Origin of the sequence: Devosia sp. (assembly GCF_017744655.1) — a bacterium.
Classification (GTDB): Bacteria; Pseudomonadota; Alphaproteobacteria; order Rhizobiales; family Devosiaceae; genus Devosia.
This window is the reverse complement of sequence record NZ_JAGIAW010000001.1, coordinates 978904-993933: the sequence shown is the minus strand read 5'-3', so window position 1 is coordinate 993933 and position 15030 is coordinate 978904. Positions and strand designations below refer to the sequence as shown.

At 60.4% G+C, this 15030-nt stretch carries 14 protein-coding genes; 12 read left to right on the top strand and 2 right to left on the bottom strand.

Going from position 1 to position 15030, the window contains the following annotated elements; all coding sequences use genetic code 11:
• The first annotated feature begins 89 nt into the window (after positions 1 to 89).
• The 12 genes from rpsB to J7557_RS04895 all read left to right on the top strand — a co-directional run bounded on the left by rpsB (position 90) and on the right by J7557_RS04895 (position 12053).
• Positions 90 to 860, top strand: coding sequence for a 30S ribosomal protein S2 (gene rpsB, locus J7557_RS04950; protein ID WP_291417900.1), 771 nt, complete (start codon positions 90 to 92; stop codon positions 858 to 860).
• A gap of 70 nt (positions 861 to 930) precedes the next feature.
• Positions 931 to 1860, top strand: coding sequence for a translation elongation factor Ts (gene tsf, locus J7557_RS04945; RefSeq protein WP_291417898.1), 930 nt, complete (start codon positions 931 to 933; stop codon positions 1858 to 1860).
• A gap of 176 nt (positions 1861 to 2036) precedes the next feature.
• On the top strand, positions 2037 to 2756 hold the full coding sequence (gene pyrH, locus J7557_RS04940; protein WP_291417897.1) for a UMP kinase: 720 nt from the start codon (positions 2037 to 2039) through the stop codon (positions 2754 to 2756).
• 98 nt (positions 2757 to 2854) lie between these two features.
• Entirely contained in the window at positions 2855 to 3409 is a 555-nt protein-coding gene (gene frr, locus J7557_RS04935; RefSeq protein WP_291418304.1) for a ribosome recycling factor, read from the top strand.
• A gap of 34 nt (positions 3410 to 3443) precedes the next feature.
• Entirely contained in the window at positions 3444 to 4205 is a 762-nt protein-coding gene (locus J7557_RS04930) for an isoprenyl transferase (RefSeq protein ID WP_291417895.1), read from the top strand.
• Positions 4205 to 5062, top strand: coding sequence for a phosphatidate cytidylyltransferase (locus J7557_RS04925; protein ID WP_291417893.1), 858 nt, complete (start codon positions 4205 to 4207; stop codon positions 5060 to 5062). Before J7557_RS04930 ends, J7557_RS04925 begins: the two co-directional genes overlap by 1 nt.
• 42 nt (positions 5063 to 5104) lie before the next feature.
• The gene (gene rseP / locus J7557_RS04920; protein ID WP_291417891.1) at positions 5105 to 6241 is read left to right on the top strand and encodes an RIP metalloprotease RseP; all 1137 of its coding nucleotides are present in this window, start codon (positions 5105 to 5107) and stop codon (positions 6239 to 6241) included.
• Positions 6242 to 6422: 181 nt separating this feature from the next.
• The gene (gene bamA, locus J7557_RS04915; RefSeq protein WP_291417889.1) at positions 6423 to 8540 is read left to right on the top strand and encodes an outer membrane protein assembly factor BamA; all 2118 of its coding nucleotides are present in this window, start codon (positions 6423 to 6425) and stop codon (positions 8538 to 8540) included.
• Positions 8541 to 8611: 71 nt separating this feature from the next.
• Positions 8612 to 9640, top strand: coding sequence for a UDP-3-O-(3-hydroxymyristoyl)glucosamine N-acyltransferase (gene lpxD, locus J7557_RS04910; protein WP_291417887.1), 1029 nt, complete (start codon positions 8612 to 8614; stop codon positions 9638 to 9640).
• The gene (gene fabZ / locus J7557_RS04905; protein ID WP_291417885.1) at positions 9637 to 10116 is read left to right on the top strand and encodes a 3-hydroxyacyl-ACP dehydratase FabZ; all 480 of its coding nucleotides are present in this window, start codon (positions 9637 to 9639) and stop codon (positions 10114 to 10116) included. The genes lpxD and fabZ overlap by 4 nt, the downstream gene beginning before the upstream one ends.
• Positions 10113 to 10922 carry an acyl-ACP--UDP-N-acetylglucosamine O-acyltransferase gene (gene lpxA, locus J7557_RS04900; RefSeq protein WP_291417883.1) on the top strand — a complete coding sequence of 270 codons (810 nt, stop codon included), beginning with the start codon at positions 10113 to 10115 and terminating at the stop codon, positions 10920 to 10922. The genes fabZ and lpxA overlap by 4 nt, the downstream gene beginning before the upstream one ends.
• The gene (locus tag J7557_RS04895) at positions 10923 to 12053 is read left to right on the top strand and encodes a lipid-A-disaccharide synthase (RefSeq protein ID WP_291417881.1); all 1131 of its coding nucleotides are present in this window, start codon (positions 10923 to 10925) and stop codon (positions 12051 to 12053) included. It begins immediately after the preceding gene.
• Between the two features lie 44 nt (positions 12054 to 12097).
• Here the strand turns inward: J7557_RS04895 and gltA are convergent, their stop codons facing one another.
• Positions 12098 to 13387: a citrate synthase gene (gene gltA, locus J7557_RS04890; RefSeq protein ID WP_291417879.1), complete on the bottom strand. Its 1290-nt coding sequence runs from the start codon at positions 13385 to 13387 to the stop codon at positions 12098 to 12100.
• A 154-nt stretch (positions 13388 to 13541) separates the two neighbouring features.
• Positions 13542 to 14957: a glutamate--tRNA ligase gene (gene gltX, locus J7557_RS04885; RefSeq protein WP_291418302.1), complete on the bottom strand. Its 1416-nt coding sequence runs from the start codon at positions 14955 to 14957 to the stop codon at positions 13542 to 13544.
• Between the last annotated feature and the right edge of the window lie 73 nt (positions 14958 to 15030).

Here is a 15030-nt window from a genome sequence, read left to right as displayed (position 1 = left end):
CGAAGCGGGCCCTCCGTTTGGAGTGCCATCCGGTGGCGGGCAACCGTCGCAAGGCTTCGTGGAGGCATCAACCGGTAAAGGAATACCAAATGGCTCTGCCAGAATTCTCCATGCGCCAGCTCCTCGAAGCAGGCGTGCACTTCGGCCACCAGAAGCACCGCTGGAACCCGAAGATGGAACGCTTCATTTTCGGCGTTCGCAACGACATTCACATTCTCGACCTGTCGCAGACCGTGCCGGCCCTGAGCCGCGCCCTGCAGCTCGTGTCCGACACCGTCGCCGATGGCGGCCGCGTGCTCTTCGTCGGCACCAAGCGCCAGGCCGCCCCGCTCGTTGCTGAAGCTGCCAAGCAGTCCGCTCAGTACTTCGTGAACTCCCGTTGGCTCGGCGGCACGCTGACCAACTGGCAGACGATCTCGAACTCCATCTCGCGTCTGCGCGAACTAGAATCGATGAGCGAAGAAGATCTCGCTCTGCGCACCAAGAAAGAGCGCCTTATGATGTCCCGCGAGCAGGAGCGTCTTGAGCGCGACCTCGGCGGCATCAAGGACATGGGCAATGTTCCCTCGCTCCTGTTCGTGATCGACACCAACAAGGAAGCAAACGCGATCAAGGAAGCCCGTCGCCTGGGTATCCCGGTCATTGCTATCGTCGACACCAATTGCGATCCGGACATGGTCGATTACGCCATCCCGGGCAATGACGACGCCAGCCGCGCTCTCGAACTCTATGTCTCGCTGGTCTCGCGCGCTGCCCTCGATGGTATCGGTCGCTCCTCGAGCGCTCTCGGCCAGGATCTCGGCGCTTCTTCGGAAGCCCCGGCTGAAGATCTTCCGGGCGAAGGCGCAGCTGTCAACTAAGTCCGGTATGTCCGGAATCGTTTGAACGAAACTATGCGGCCCCAGACTGGGGCCGCCGAAAGGTGAACCCATGGAAATCACTGCTGCACTGGTTAAGCAGCTCCGCGACTCGACCGGCGTCGGGATGATGGACTGCAAGAAGGCTCTGGCCGAAACCAATGGCGACATGGAAGCTGCCGTCGATTGGCTGCGCACCCGTGGCCTCGCCAAGGCTGCCAAGAAGGCCGATCGCGTCGCTGCGGAAGGTCTGGTTGGCGTTGCAACCTCCGGTACCAAGGCTGCCGTCGTCGAAGTCAACTCTGAGACCGACTTCGTTGCCCGCAACGAGCAGTTCCAGAATATCGTTGGCTCGATCGCGAAGCTCGCTCTCGACGCTGATGGCGACGTCGCCAAGCTCGGCGAAATGCCGTTCCCCGGCGCTGGTCACTCTGTTCAGGCCGAACTGACCGAAGCCATCGCCAAGATCGGCGAAAACATGAACCTGCGCCGCACGCTGACCGTCTCGGTCTCCGATGGCGTGGTGGAAAGCTACGTGCACAACGCTGTCAAGGCGGGTCTGGGCAAGATCGGCATTCTGGTCGCCCTCGAGTCCACCGGTGACAAGGCTGCCCTGTCGGCTCTCGGCAAGCAGCTTGCCATGCACATCGCCGCCACCAACCCGCTGGCAATCGACTCCAGCGAGCTGGATCAGGACGTCGTGGCTCGTGAACGCGCCATCATCCTCGAGCAGGTCAAGGAATCGGGCAAGCCGGCCGACATCGCCGAGAAGATGGTCGAAGGCCGACTGCGCAAGTATTACGAGGAAGTCACTCTCCTCGCTCAGACCTTCGTGATCGACGGTGAGACCAAGGTCGCCGACGCCATCAAGAAGGCCGAGAAGGACGTTGGTGCACCGATCAAGCTGACCAAGTTCGTGCGCTATGCGCTCGGCGAAGGCATTGAAAAGGTCGAAACCGACTTCGCAGCCGAAGTCGCCGCGACCGCAGGCGTCAAGGCCTGATGACTTTTGGACGGGCCGCAAGGCCCGTCCATCGCTCTCCAGTGCGGCTGGATCGAGCTTCAGAAATTTTACATTTACTTCCTGCGTGGCTTAGCCTTCAGCTTGTGGCAGTTTTGCCCTAGTGTCCCGAAGGTCTTGCAGAGTCGCGAGCCCGCAGTCTCACATGAGGTCTTCCGATGGCGTCGAGCTACAAGCGCATTTTGCTCAAGGTTTCGGGCGAGGCGCTGGCGGGAGATAACTCCTTCGGCATCGAGCCGCCCTTTCTCCAGGCCGTAGCCAAGCAGATCGCAGACGCGGCGCGCTCCGGCATTCAGGTTGCCATCGTTGTTGGTGGCGGCAATATCTTCCGCGGCATGGCTGGTGCCGCAGACGGCACCGATCGTGTTACCGCCGACCTGATGGGCATGCTGGGCACCATGATCAATGCCCTCGCCCTCTCAAACGCAATCACCCGCCAGGGCGTGAAATCCAAACCGTTCAGCGCCGCGACCATGCCGTCGGTCGCCGACACCTTTACCGCCCGCGACGCCAAGCAGGCGCTGGAGGAGGGCTTTGTCGTCGTCCTCGGCGGCGGTACCGGCAACCCGTTCTTCACCACCGATACGGCCGCCACGCTCCGGGCCATCGAGCTCGAATGCGACGTTGTGCTCAAGGGCACCAAGGTTGATGGCGTTTACTCGGACGACCCGAAGAAGAACCCCGAAGCCGTCCGCTATTCCCAGATTGGCTACGATGAAGTTATCGCCCGCAATCTCAAGGTGATGGATACGGCTGCATTCGCGCTTGCCCGCGACAGCCACATGCCCATTATTGTATATGCGCTCGATGAGCCCGCTGGCCTTTCCGGCATTCTGGAAGGCAAGGGCCTGTCGACCCGCGTTGGCGACCCGATCTAGGGCAGGGGCGTCTTCGCCGATTGCACCTTTCCGGTGCGAGTTTAATAGAGAAGCGCGCCCCAAGTTGGCAGCGCCAAATGACTGGAAGGACCTCGGCCATGGCCTATGATCTCACCGACATCAAGAACCGCATGCAGAAGTCGATTGCTTCGCTCAAGGACGAACTGGTGGGCCTGCGCACCGGCCGCGCCAGCGCCAGCCTGTTGGAGCCTGTGACAGTTGAAGCCTATGGTTCGCGCACGCCGCTCAGCCAGCTTGCCACCGTGACTGTTCCCGAGCCGCGCATGCTCTCGGTGCAGGTCTGGGACCGGGGCCTGGCCAATGCTGTGGAAAAGGCGATCCGCGACAGCGGCCTCGGCCTTAATCCGATGGGCGAAGGTCAGGTCATTCGCGTTCCGCTTCCGGAACTCAACGAGCAGCGCCGCAAGGAGCTCGCCAAGGTTGCGCATACTTATGCCGAACAGGCCCGTGTTGCTGTGCGCCACATTCGTCGCGATGGCATGGACGCCTTGAAAAAGGCGGAGAAGGACGGCGACATGAACCAGGACGACGCCAAGAAGCAGTCCGATCTCGTGCAGAAGGCGACCGATGACGCCGTCAAGGAGATCGACGTCATCGTGGCGGCCAAGGAACAGGAAATCATGCAGGTCTAGGGACCGGTATGGAACGCCGCCGGGAGGGGCGTTGATGGCAAGCGAGACCGCCGCAAAAATGAGCCCGGACCTCGGTTCGGGCCTCCGTATTCCGGTTCACCTCGGGGTGATCATGGATGGCAATGGCCGTTGGGCCAAGGCCAGGGGCAAACGTCGTACGGAGGGGCACGTGGAAGGCGTGCACGCCTTGCGCAACCTCGTGCAGTCCTGCATCAAGCACGGCGTCGGCTACCTGACGGTCTTCAGCTTTTCATCCGAGAATTGGACGCGCCCGCCCGAAGAAGTCTCCTTCATATTTGGCCTCCTGCGCCGCTTCGTCGCCTCCGACTTGCAGCGGCTCATGCGCAACAATGTTCGAATCCGCATCATTGGCGGCCGGGCAGGGCTCGAACCTTCGCTCGTGCGCCTCATTGAAGATGTGGAGGCCAAGACCGCTGCCAATACCGGTCTCGTCCTGGTTGTCGCCTTCAACTACGGCGGCCGCGCCGAAATCACCGATGCCGCCCGCCGCCTTGCAAAGGACGCAGCCGAAGGCCGTATCGATCCTGCCCATATCGACGAAGCCGCAATTTCGCGCGCCCTCTACACCGTCGACATGCCCGATCCGGATATCATCATCCGTACAAGTGGCGAGCAGCGTCTCTCCAATTTCCTGCTTTGGCAGTCGGCCTATGCCGAACTCGTTTTCGTGCCGGAAAACTGGCCTGACTTCGACGAGGCAAGTTTCCTACGTGTTCTTGAAACCTATTCGCTGCGCGATCGGCGTTATGGCGGTCTGGGGGCGACCGGGAGTTGATGGAGCCAGGCGCACCTTCTCCCAAACCTGCCGCATCCCAACGTCGCAATTGGGCCGATGTTGGCCCACGCTTTGCATCGGCCATGGTGCTCATCGCCGTTACGGCAACTGCGCTCTATCTAGGTAGTTACTTTTTCTCTGGCGTCGTAGGGGCCGTCTATGCAGGCGCCTATCGCGAATGGGAAACCATGGTTTCCCGGGCGCCGCTGACGGTGCCCGGCATGGCGCTGATCGGGCTGGTTGGCCTTTCCGGCCTCATCTTTCCGCTGCTTGGTATTTGGGGTCTTGTTGGTGCCGTAGCGCTTGCTTGCGTTGTCGCCGCGTTCATGGGACGCGAGTTGTTCCTGTGGCGGGCCGTTGGCCTCGTGCTGTTCGGAGTTTTGATTCTGTCGGCCGTGCTGATGCGAGGCGACGGCGTCGTGGGCATTTGGGCGGGCATTTTCCTTGGCACCGTCGTCTGGATGACTGATTCTGCAGCCTTCTTCACCGGAAGGCAGATCGGCGGCGAGAAACTGGCTCCCGGTATTTCACCCTCGAAAACGTGGTCAGGTGCTCTGGGCGGTCTTGCCCTCGGGTCAGGAGCGGGCCTGCTCGTCTGGATCGTCCTGACCGATTCGCCTTGGTGGATAGGCCTGTTGATCTCCCTCTCGATCAGCATCCTTGGCCAATTGGGCGATCTCTCAGAAAGCGCCGTAAAGCGGCATTTTCGGATCAAGGACAGCGGCGACATTATTCCCGGTCATGGCGGCTTGATGGATCGGCTCGATAGCCTCACATTCGGCATCATTCTGGTCTTGATCGTCGGCGCACTGCATGGCGGCATTGGCTCGGTGGCCGAAGGACTGCTCTATTGGTGATCACCGCCCAGGCGGTGCGTCTGCCTCACTCCCGGAATGACGATGTTTGATTTTGTGTACTGGCTCCTGTCCTACGTCGTCCCGTTTCTCGCGGTTCTGACGGTCATCGTCTTCGTCCATGAAATGGGCCACTACCTTGTGGCGCGCTGGAATGGCGTTGCTATTCAGGCCTTCTCGATCGGTTTTGGGAGAGAGCTGATCGGCTGGAACGATCGTCACGGGACACGCTGGAAGATTTCGGCGATTCCCTTGGGCGGCTATGTCCGCTTTGCCGGCGACATGAACGCCTCCAGCATGCCAGATCCCGATGCGCCGGAGCTGCGAGATCCTGCGCTGGCGCCGCGGCTCTTCGTGAATAAGTCGGTCTGGCAACGCATCGCCATCGTAGCCGCTGGTCCTCTCGCCAACGTGCTTCTGACTTTCCTCATCCTTTATGCGCTCTTGCTTGGCTATGGCCGCGAAACCGTGCCCGCCGTCATCGGCGAGGTCATCGCCGGATCGGTGGCCGAAGCCGCCGGCTTTGAACCCCGCGACAAGATTCTGTCGGTGGACGGCTATGTCGTCCGCGGTTTCGAGGATTTCCAGCGCTATGTCGCCACGAGTCCCGCCCGTGAGGTGGTCGTCGAAATCGAGCGTGGCGCATCCACGGACACGCTTCACCTCGTGCCCGAGCCGGTTGTGATTCAGGACCGGTTCGGCAATGACCAGCGCATCGGCCGGATCGGCGTCAGCCGAAATATTGAAGAGGCTGATATTCAGCTCTATCGCCCCGGACCCATCGAGGCGATCGGCATGACGGTTGAAGAAATTCGCTTCATCGTGCAGCGGACGGCCGCTTTCCTGGGCGATTTTTTTGTTGGCCGCGGCGATGTTCAGCAGCTTAGTGGCCCCGTGAAAGTGGCCAAGGTTTCGGGCGAAGTGGCGACACTCGGCGTCATTGCCCTCATCAACCTGATGGCGCTTCTGTCTCTCAACATTGGGATATTCAATCTTTTACCCGTTCCCATGCTCGACGGCGGCCATCTCTTGTACTATCTGATCGAGGCCGTTCGCGGACGACCGCTCAGCATGCGCGTGCAGGAGATGGGATTTCGCTTCGGCTTCGCCCTGGTGCTGGCCTTGATGGTTTTTACCCTGTTCAACGACACGGTTTTCGACCATTTTGGCATCTTGCGCTAACCCTCGGTTAACCTTGGTTCGCAAGGTGTTGCACGAATACAAGCGCGCCAATGAATTGCTAACTGCGTCCGGGCTTACCGCTTGTCCGTGGTTAAAAAAACAGTAAAACACTCCAATGGAGTTAGCTTGGGGGAGCGGCGTATGACGATTCTCCGGGCAGGTCGCAGAAGGCAATAACAATATGATTAACCCCAAGCTGTTGCGTGGCGCTGTCTCGGTGATCGCGATTATGGGCGCGAGCCCAATGGTCAGCGGGATCCCGGTGCTGGGCGTCGTTGCCGCGCATGCTCAGGAGCAGTTGGTCGGTTCGGTTCTTTTCGAAGGTAACCGCCGCTTCTCCGATGCTCAGCTCCTGGCGATGGTCGATGTCTCTGCCTCCGGCATCTACACCGCTCAGCGCGTGTCGGCTGACGTTGAGAGCATCCGTCAGGCTTACGACCGCGATGGCTTCCTGGGCGTGACGGTGACGTCGCGTACGGAGCCGACCGCTGATGGTCGTGTTCGCGTGGTTTTCCAGGTCAATGAAGGTGAGCGCGCAGGTATCGCTGCGATCAACTTCACCGGCAATAATGCAATCAGCGGCGGCAACCTCAAGGGTGCCATGCTGACCAAGGAGACCGGCATCCTGAGCTGGCTTCTTCGTGACGACACCTATGACGAGCAGAAGCTGGCGGTCGATCGCGAGCGTCTCCGTCTCTACTACGCAAATCGCGGCTATCCCGATGCGCAGGTGACGTCGGTTGCCGAGTATGATGCTGCGCGCAATGCGTACTTCATCAATTTCACGGTCAATGAAGGCCAGCGCTACCAGTTCGGTAATATCGGTATCGAAACCAGCATCAACGGTCTCAACACCGACGTGCTGCGCTCGACCGTCCAGACCGGCAAGGGTGCGCAATATTCCGTTTCGAACCTGCAGGAAACCATCGAGGACATGGCCTACGAAGCCACGGCCCAGGGTTATTCCTTCGCGGACGTTCGTGCTCGCCTCGATCGTGACGTCGCTACCGGCACCTTCAATGTGACCTACCTGGTTGACGAAGGTGCGCGTATCTATGTGGAACGCATCAATATCACCGGCAATACCAAGACCCGCGACTTCGTTGTTCGCCGCGAACTGGCCTTTGGTGAAGGCGATCCGTTCAACCGCTCTATGGTCATCCGTGGTCGCGATGCCATCCAGAATCTCGGTTTCTTCTCGAAGGTTGAAGTCACCACGGCGCCGGGTTCTTCGCCCGACAAGGTGGTTCTGAATATCAATGTGACGGAAACCTCGACAGGCGAGTACGGCGCGAGCGCCGGCTATTCAACCAGCGATGGTATTCTCGGCGAAGTCTCGCTGACCGAGCGTAACTTCCTTGGTCGTGGCCAGTATCTGCGCGCCGCCATCGGTGCATCGCAGTCGGGCCGTACTTTCGACTTCTCCTTCACCGAGCCGCGCTTCATGGGGCTCAAGGTGTCGGCAGGTTTCGACGCCTATCACCGCATTTCCGACGAAACGACTTCGAGTTTCTACGGTTCGCAGTCGACGGGCGGTCAACTGCGATTCGGCGTGCCGATCACCAGTGCGCTTAACGCTGGGTTCTTCGCCGGTTACGAGCGCAAGGTTATCTCGGATGTGAAGGATAACCCGCAGTACAAGTCTGCTCTGGTGAATGACGGCCAAGAGTTCAACAAGGCGTTTATCGGCTACACGTTGACCTGGAATGGTCTTGATGACGTCAAGTCGCCGACCGAAGGGCTCTATGCTACCTTCACCCAGCAGTATATCGGCTGGGATCATAACCTGCTCAAGACCGAAGCGCGCGGCCGCTACTTCCTGCCGGTTCTTGACGACAGCGGGATCGTTGCCAGTGTTCGCGGCCAGGCCGGCGTTGTGAACAGCCTTGATGGCGGTTCGGTTCACGCGGTTGAGGCCTTCATGCCCGGCGCGACCATTATTCGTGGCTTCGAAGGCCGCGGCGTCGGTCCGCGCCTGCAGAATGGCGAATTCCTTGGCGCGACCATGTATGCTGCTGTTTCGGCCGAGATCGAATTCCCGATCCCGGCGCTTCCTGAGAGCTACGGCCTCAGCGGTGCGCTCTGGGCGGATGCTGCCTGGATCGACGGTCTGCCTGGCACGGGCCTAAGCGCGCTTGATCCTGCGAGCCAGGATACGCCGCTGCGTACCTCCATCGGTGCCTCGCTCATCTGGGATTCACCGTTCGGCCCGCTGCGCGGCGACGTTTCGCACGTCCTCAACAAGTCGACGGCAGACCGTACTCAGGTCTTCCAGATCACGCTTCAGACCTTGCTCTAATACGAGCAACGTGAAAGAAGTCATCAAGCCGCGGGGCGGTAGCTCCGCGGCTTTTCTTTTGAAGTGATCTCATGGTCGATACTCGATTTCACCGATTTTCCGGACCGATTGCTGTCGGCACTCTGCTGACGGAACTTGGGCATGCCGATCTGGCCGCGGGACTTGCCGACAATGACCGTGTAGTCAGCGGCGTTTCCGAGCTCGAACTTGCGGCTCCCGGCGATCTCGCTCTCGCAGCGCACATGTCGTATGTCGAAGATCTGCGCCGAACGGCTGCGGGCTTCGTAATTGTGCACCCGTCCTTGAAGGATAGCGTGCCGGCAGGCGCAGTCGCCATCGTGGCTCCGCGCGCCCACAATCTCTTCACCGAGATACTGGATCGCCTCTATCCGGGCAGCACCAAGGCAGCCATCGTTGGCGGTCGTGAGGATCTCGGTGCGCCGATCTTCGAGCGAGACGTTACCATTGGTTCCAATGTCGTTATCGGTAATGGCGTCGAAATCGGACGCGGCACGATCATTGGGGCCAATACTGTTATCGGTCCCGGCGTTACCATCGGTCGCAACAGCATCATCGCCCCCAATTGCACCATAGACTGCGCGCATCTGGGCAATGAGGTGGTCCTGCACTCGGGCGTTCGGATTGGTACCGAAGGCTTTGGCTGGCTCGATCACGGCCAGACCAATCGCAAGATCCCACAACTTGGCCGCGTCATTATTCAGGATCGCGTCGAGATCGGCGCTAATAGCACGGTTGATCGCGGTGCCCTTGGCGATACGGTCATCGGCGACGGCACGAAGATCGATAACCAGGTCCAGATCGGGCATAACTGCCGCATTGGTCGCAACTGCCTGATCGCGGCTCAAAGCGGCCTTTCCGGCTCCACCATCGTGGAAGACAGCGTGCTGATGGGCGGGGGCGTGGGCACGTCGGGCCATTTGCGTATCGGCGCAGGTACGACTATTTTCGGCCGGGCAGCAGTGACTAAAGACTGGCCGGCAGGCTCCAAACTAGGTGGCGCGCCGGCACAGGACCTAAAGGATTTTTGGCGGGAACTCGCCACGTTGCGGAAATTGGCCAAAGGGGACAAGCGGGGATGACGGACACGGTAAGCTCGACGACCGAACTCGATGCCATGAGCATCATGGATATCCTTGCGGCCCTGCCGCATCGCTATCCCATGCTGATGATTGACCGCATCGTCGACATCAAGGGCGATGACTCCGCCGTCGGCATCAAGAACGTTACCTTTAACGAGCCCATCTTCCAGGGTCACTTTCCCAACAACCCGATCTTCCCCGGCGTGTTGATCCTTGAGGGCATGGCGCAGACTGCTGGCGCCATCGTCATCAAATATGATGCGACCGAGAACAGTAACAAAAGCATCGTCATGCTGCTCGGCATCGACAATGCGCGGTTCCGCAAGCCAGCCGGGCCTGGCGACACGATTGAATACCACATCTCCAAGTTGCATCGCCGCCGCACCGTGGGCCGCTATAAGGCCGAGGCCAAGGTGAACGGCAACATCATTGCCGAAGCCGAGCTTACTGCCATGATCGTCGAGGCCACCGAGTGAACGAAATCGTTGTTCATCCGACAGCGATTGTCGCAGCCGGCGCGCGGTTCGGGGCCGGTGTCAAGATTGGCCCTTACTGCATCGTGGGCGAACATGTGGTCTTGCATGACAACGTGGAGCTGATTTCCCACGCGGTTGTCGAAGGCCACACGACCATCGGCGCCGGCACCAGGATTTTCCCCTTTGCCTCGGTCGGTCATCAGCCCCAGGACCTGAAATTCCACGGCGAAGCATCGCGCGTCGAAATCGGTGAACGCTGTACCATTCGCGAATCGGTGACTATCAATCCGGGCACCGAGGGCGGCGGCATGCTGACCAAGATCGGCAATGACTGCCTACTGATGGCCTGCAGCCATGTTGCGCATGACGCGCAGGTTGGCAACAACGTGGTCCTGGCGAATTATGTCGGCATCGCCGGCCATGCCGTCATCGGGGATTACGTTCGTTTCGGCGGCCTTTGCGGTGTGCACCAGTTTGTCCGCATCGGCAATCACGCCTTCATCGGCGCTCAAAGCATGATCGATGCCGACGTCATTCCCTATGGCATGGCACTTGGCAATCGTGCGCGCCTGGCAGGCCTCAACCTCGTGGGCCTGAAGCGTTCCGGTTTCGATCGCGATGCCATTCATTCGCTACGCGCGGCCTATCGCATGATCTTTTCGAGCGAAGGAACCTTGCGCGAGCGCGTCGACGACGCTGCCGTCATGTTCAAGGACGCAACCCTCGTTCAGGACGTCGTAGCTTTCATTGGTGGCGCCAAGGATCGGCCACTTTGCCTGCCGCGTCCTGAGGCGGACGAGGAGTAGGTGGCGACCCCGCTGCGGCTTTTCATTCTGGCCGGTGAGCCTTCAGGTGATCGTATCGCTGCTGAACTGGTTCGCCGTCTGAGTGAGCGCGTCCCTGTCGAAGCAAGCGGCGTCGGCGGCGAGGCATTGTCTGTCGTCGGGGTCAGGTCGCTCTTTGATATGAACGAGCTGTCGGTCATGGGATGGGCCGATGTGCTACCTCGGCTGCCCAAGCTCCTCTGGCGCGCGCGCCAGGTGGCGCAAAAAATCATCAAGACGCGCCCCGATGTGGCGGTGATGGTGGATTCGCAGGTCTTCTCCGAAATCGTCGCCAAGCAGGTCTACAAGGCCGCTCCAGACATTCCGGTGCTTCTCTGCGTGGCGCCGGCCGCTTGGGCCTGGAAGCCGGAGCGCGCAACGCATCTCAAGCCCCATTTCCGCGAAGTCATGGCGGTTCTGCCCTTCGAGCCGGCCTTCATGCGCAGCGTTTCCGGCCCGGAAACCCACTACATTGGACATCCCGCCGTCAACAGCATGGCGTTCAGGAAGGCCATTCCGGAGCATGGTCCGCTTCTCCTGCTCCCCGGTAGTCGCGACGGGGAATTGGGGCGTCATTTGCCTTTCATGCGGGTCGTTGCCGAGCGGCTGGCTGCCCATCCCAAGGTCACGGGTTTCATCCTGCCAACGCCACGCCGTCTGGAAGCCAACCTCAAGCAGAGGGTGGCGGATTGGCCGGTCAAAGTGGACGTTATCTCCGGCGAAGAGCGCAAGGCGTCTGCCATGGCCGGCGCAGTCGCCGCAGTCGCGGTTACCGGCACTGTAACGCTGGAGCTGGCTCTTGCGGGCGTGCCGATGGTGACGACCTACGTTGCCGAAAGGCGACAGGCCAAGCTTTGGGTCAAATACAAAGTCAAGTTCGCTTCGTTGCCCAACATTCTGCTGGATCAGGCCGTCGTGCCCGAAATCCTTCAGCTTGAGCCGGACGTTGAAGAGCTCGTCTCCGCAGCCAGCGCGCTCTTGGATAGCGACGACACGCTGCAGGCACAGGTTGAGGGCTTCGCAAAGATACGTCGACTCATGGAAGCGGGTACTGTCGAAGATCCGCGGATCGACCCCGCCGAACGAATTCTGCGATACAAGGCCGAAAAATAGCAATGACCCCGCCAAGGCGGGGCCATTTCATTTCGACGCTGAGATTAGCGGGCGCCGATCTCGGAATAATCGCGGGCCACCGAGCCATTGTAGAGCTGGCGCGGACGCCCGATCTTCTTTTGCGGGTCGCCGATCATTTCCTTCCACTGGCTGATCCAGCCAACAGTGCGGGCGACAGCGAAGAGCACGGTGAACATCGAGGTCGGGAAGCCGATCGCGTCGAGGATGACGCCCGAATAGAAGTCGACGTTCGGATAGAGCTTGCGATCGACGAAGTACGGGTCCGACAGCGCGATGCGCTCAAGTTCCTTGGCAACTTGCAGCGTCGGGTTGTTTTCGACGCCGAGCAGATCCAGCACGCGGTTTGCAGTTTCCTGCATCACCTTGGCGCGCGGATCGTAGTTCTTGTAGACGCGGTGACCAAAGCCCATCAGGCGGAACGGATCGTTCTTGTCCTTGGCGCGGGCAATATATTCCGGAATGCGATCAACCGTGCCGATTTCACGCAGCATGTTGAGCGCGGCTTCGTTGGCGCCGCCATGGGCGGGGCCCCAGAGGCAGGCAACGCCTGCGGCGATACAGGCGAACGGGTTGGCGTCGGACGAGCCGGAGAGGCGGACGGTCGAGGTCGAGGCGTTCTGTTCGTGATCGGCATGGAGGGTGAATATCAAGTCCATCGCGCGAGCGATTTCCGGGTTCACCTTGTATTCTTCCGCCGGCACCGAGAAGCACATGTGAAGGAAGTTCGACGCATAGTCGAGATCGTTGCGCGGATACACGAACGGCTGGCCGATCGAGTACTTGTAGGCCATTGCCGCGAGCGTCGGGATCTTGGCGATCATGCGGATCGAGGCGATCTCCCGCTGCTGCGGATCGTTGATATCGGTCGAGTCGTGGTAGAACGCGGCCATAGCACCGACGACGCCGGTCATCACAGCCATCGGATGCGCATCGCGACGGAAGCCGCGATAGAAGTAGTGCATCTGCTCGTGCACCATGGTGTGCTTGGTCACCAGCTCTTCGAATTCCTTGAACTGCGCCTTTGTCGGCAGATTGCCGTAGAGCAGCAGGTAGCAGACTTCGAGATAGTTGGACTTTTCCGCGAGCTGTTCGATCGGGTAGCCCCGATAGAGGAGTTCGCCCTTGTCGCCGTCGATATAGGTGATGGCGCTGTCGCAGGCTGCCGTCGAGGTAAAGCCCGGATCGTAGGTGAACAGTCCAGTCTTGGCGTAGAGTGAGCGGATGTCGACGACATCCGGACCCACGGTTCCGCTCAGGATTGGAAATTCGACGGTCTGGTCTCCGACGATGAGTTTGGCGACTTTATCGGTCATTGAGCTCTCCTCGTTTTGCCCGCGCTCCGAGGGGAGGGAAGTGGAGCGGGGCAGCACCTCCAGCGGTGCCGATTGATGCCCGCAGAGGTATCAGTTTTTGCCCCGCCGAGGCAACCGATAGGTAAGCAGAGGTTACCCTCTGCCTACCCGCTCGTTAAGCGATTTGGTCACTCAATCGTGCCATCGATTCTTCACGGCCGATAAGCACCATGACCTCGAAGATTCCCGGCGAAACCGTGCGCCCCGTAAGGGCTGCGCGCAGCGGTTGGGCGAGCTTTCCGAGCTTGAGGCCCTTGGCTTCGGCCAGTTCGCGCATGGCCGCATCGATGGCCGGCACTGACCAATCGGCAAGGCCCCCTAACGTTTCGGCAATACCGGCAAGAACCACCTTGGCTTCCGGCGTCAGCAGGGCCGCCGCGGCAGCGTCCGGCGTGATCGGGCGCAGGGCATAGATGAACTGCGCGAGGTCGATCAGTTCCAGCACCGTCTTGGCGCGCGGCTGCAGTTCGGGCAGGGCGGCGAGCACCGTGTTGTGGTTCGCCATCAGGCCCTTTGCGTCCTCGTCGCGGCCCACTTCCTTGGCCGTATCGATCATGACGTTGTAGAGATAGGTCGGGTCTGCTTCGCGGATATAGTGGCCGTTGATGTTCTCAAGCTTGACGAAGTCGAAACGCGCCGCGCCCTTGTTGAGGGCTTCGAGGCTGAACCACTCCACCATCTGCTCGGTCGAGAAGATTTCCTCGTCGCCATGGCTCCAGCCGAGGCGGGCAAGATAGTTGCGCAGCGCTGCCGGGAGGTAGCCCATCTGGCGATAGGCCTCGACGCCGAGCGCACCGTGGCGCTTGGAAAGCTTGGCACCATCCGGACCATGGATCAGCGGAATATGCGCCATCTCCGGCACGGTCCACCCCATGGCATTGTAGATGATGATCTGGCGCGCGGCATTGGTCAGGTGGTCGTCGCCGCGGATGATGTGGGTGACGCCCATATCGTGATCATCGACCACCACGGCATGCATATAGGTCGGCGTCCCGTCTGAGCGCAGGATGATGAAGTCGTCGAGGTTCTCGGTCTTGAACACGACCTTGCCCTGCACGTGGTCATTGACCACGATCTCGCCGCTCAGCGGAGCCTTGATGCGGATAACAGGCGAAATGCCAGCGGGCGCTTCCTTCGGGTCGCGATCACGCCAGAAACCGTTATAGCGCGGCGGCTTGCCGGCAGCGCGGGCTTCTTCGCGCATCTGGTCCAGCTCTTCCGGCGAGCAATAGCAATAATAGGCGTGCCCCATCTTCACCAGCTCATGGGCAACCTCGGCGTGGCGCGAGGCGCGGGCAAACTGGCTGATCGGATCACCTTCCCAGTCAAGGCCCAGCCACTTGAGCCCGTCGATCAGGGCAACAACGGCAGCTTCGGTCGAACGTTCGCGATCAGTGTCCTCGATGCGCAGCAGCATCTTGCCGCCCTTGTTCTGGGCATAGGCCCAACTGAACAGGGCCGTACGGGCGCCGCCGATATGCAGGTACCCGGTAGGGGAAGGGGCAAAGCGAGTAACAACCTGGGACATGATAACCGGAACGAATTGAGGGAATTTCGGGCCGTGTGTAGCATAGGCGGGCTTGAGCGCAAGGGCAGGGGTGCGC

Coding starts and splice junctions, on each gene's coding strand:
- rpsB (WP_291417900.1), top strand. CDS start 90: ATGGCTCTGCCAGAATTCTCCATGCGCCAGCTCCTCGAAGCAGGCGTG.
- tsf (WP_291417898.1), top strand. CDS start 931: ATGGAAATCACTGCTGCACTGGTTAAGCAGCTCCGCGACTCGACCGGC.
- pyrH (WP_291417897.1), top strand. CDS start 2,037: ATGGCGTCGAGCTACAAGCGCATTTTGCTCAAGGTTTCGGGCGAGGCG.
- frr (WP_291418304.1), top strand. CDS start 2,855: ATGGCCTATGATCTCACCGACATCAAGAACCGCATGCAGAAGTCGATT.
- J7557_RS04930 (WP_291417895.1), top strand. CDS start 3,444: ATGGCAAGCGAGACCGCCGCAAAAATGAGCCCGGACCTCGGTTCGGGC.
- J7557_RS04925 (WP_291417893.1), top strand. CDS start 4,205: ATGGAGCCAGGCGCACCTTCTCCCAAACCTGCCGCATCCCAACGTCGC.
- rseP (WP_291417891.1), top strand. CDS start 5,105: ATGTTTGATTTTGTGTACTGGCTCCTGTCCTACGTCGTCCCGTTTCTC.
- bamA (WP_291417889.1), top strand. CDS start 6,423: ATGATTAACCCCAAGCTGTTGCGTGGCGCTGTCTCGGTGATCGCGATT.
- lpxD (WP_291417887.1), top strand. CDS start 8,612: ATGGTCGATACTCGATTTCACCGATTTTCCGGACCGATTGCTGTCGGC.
- fabZ (WP_291417885.1), top strand. CDS start 9,637: ATGACGGACACGGTAAGCTCGACGACCGAACTCGATGCCATGAGCATC.
- gltA (WP_291417879.1), bottom strand. CDS start 13,387: ATGACCGATAAAGTCGCCAAACTCATCGTCGGAGACCAGACCGTCGAA.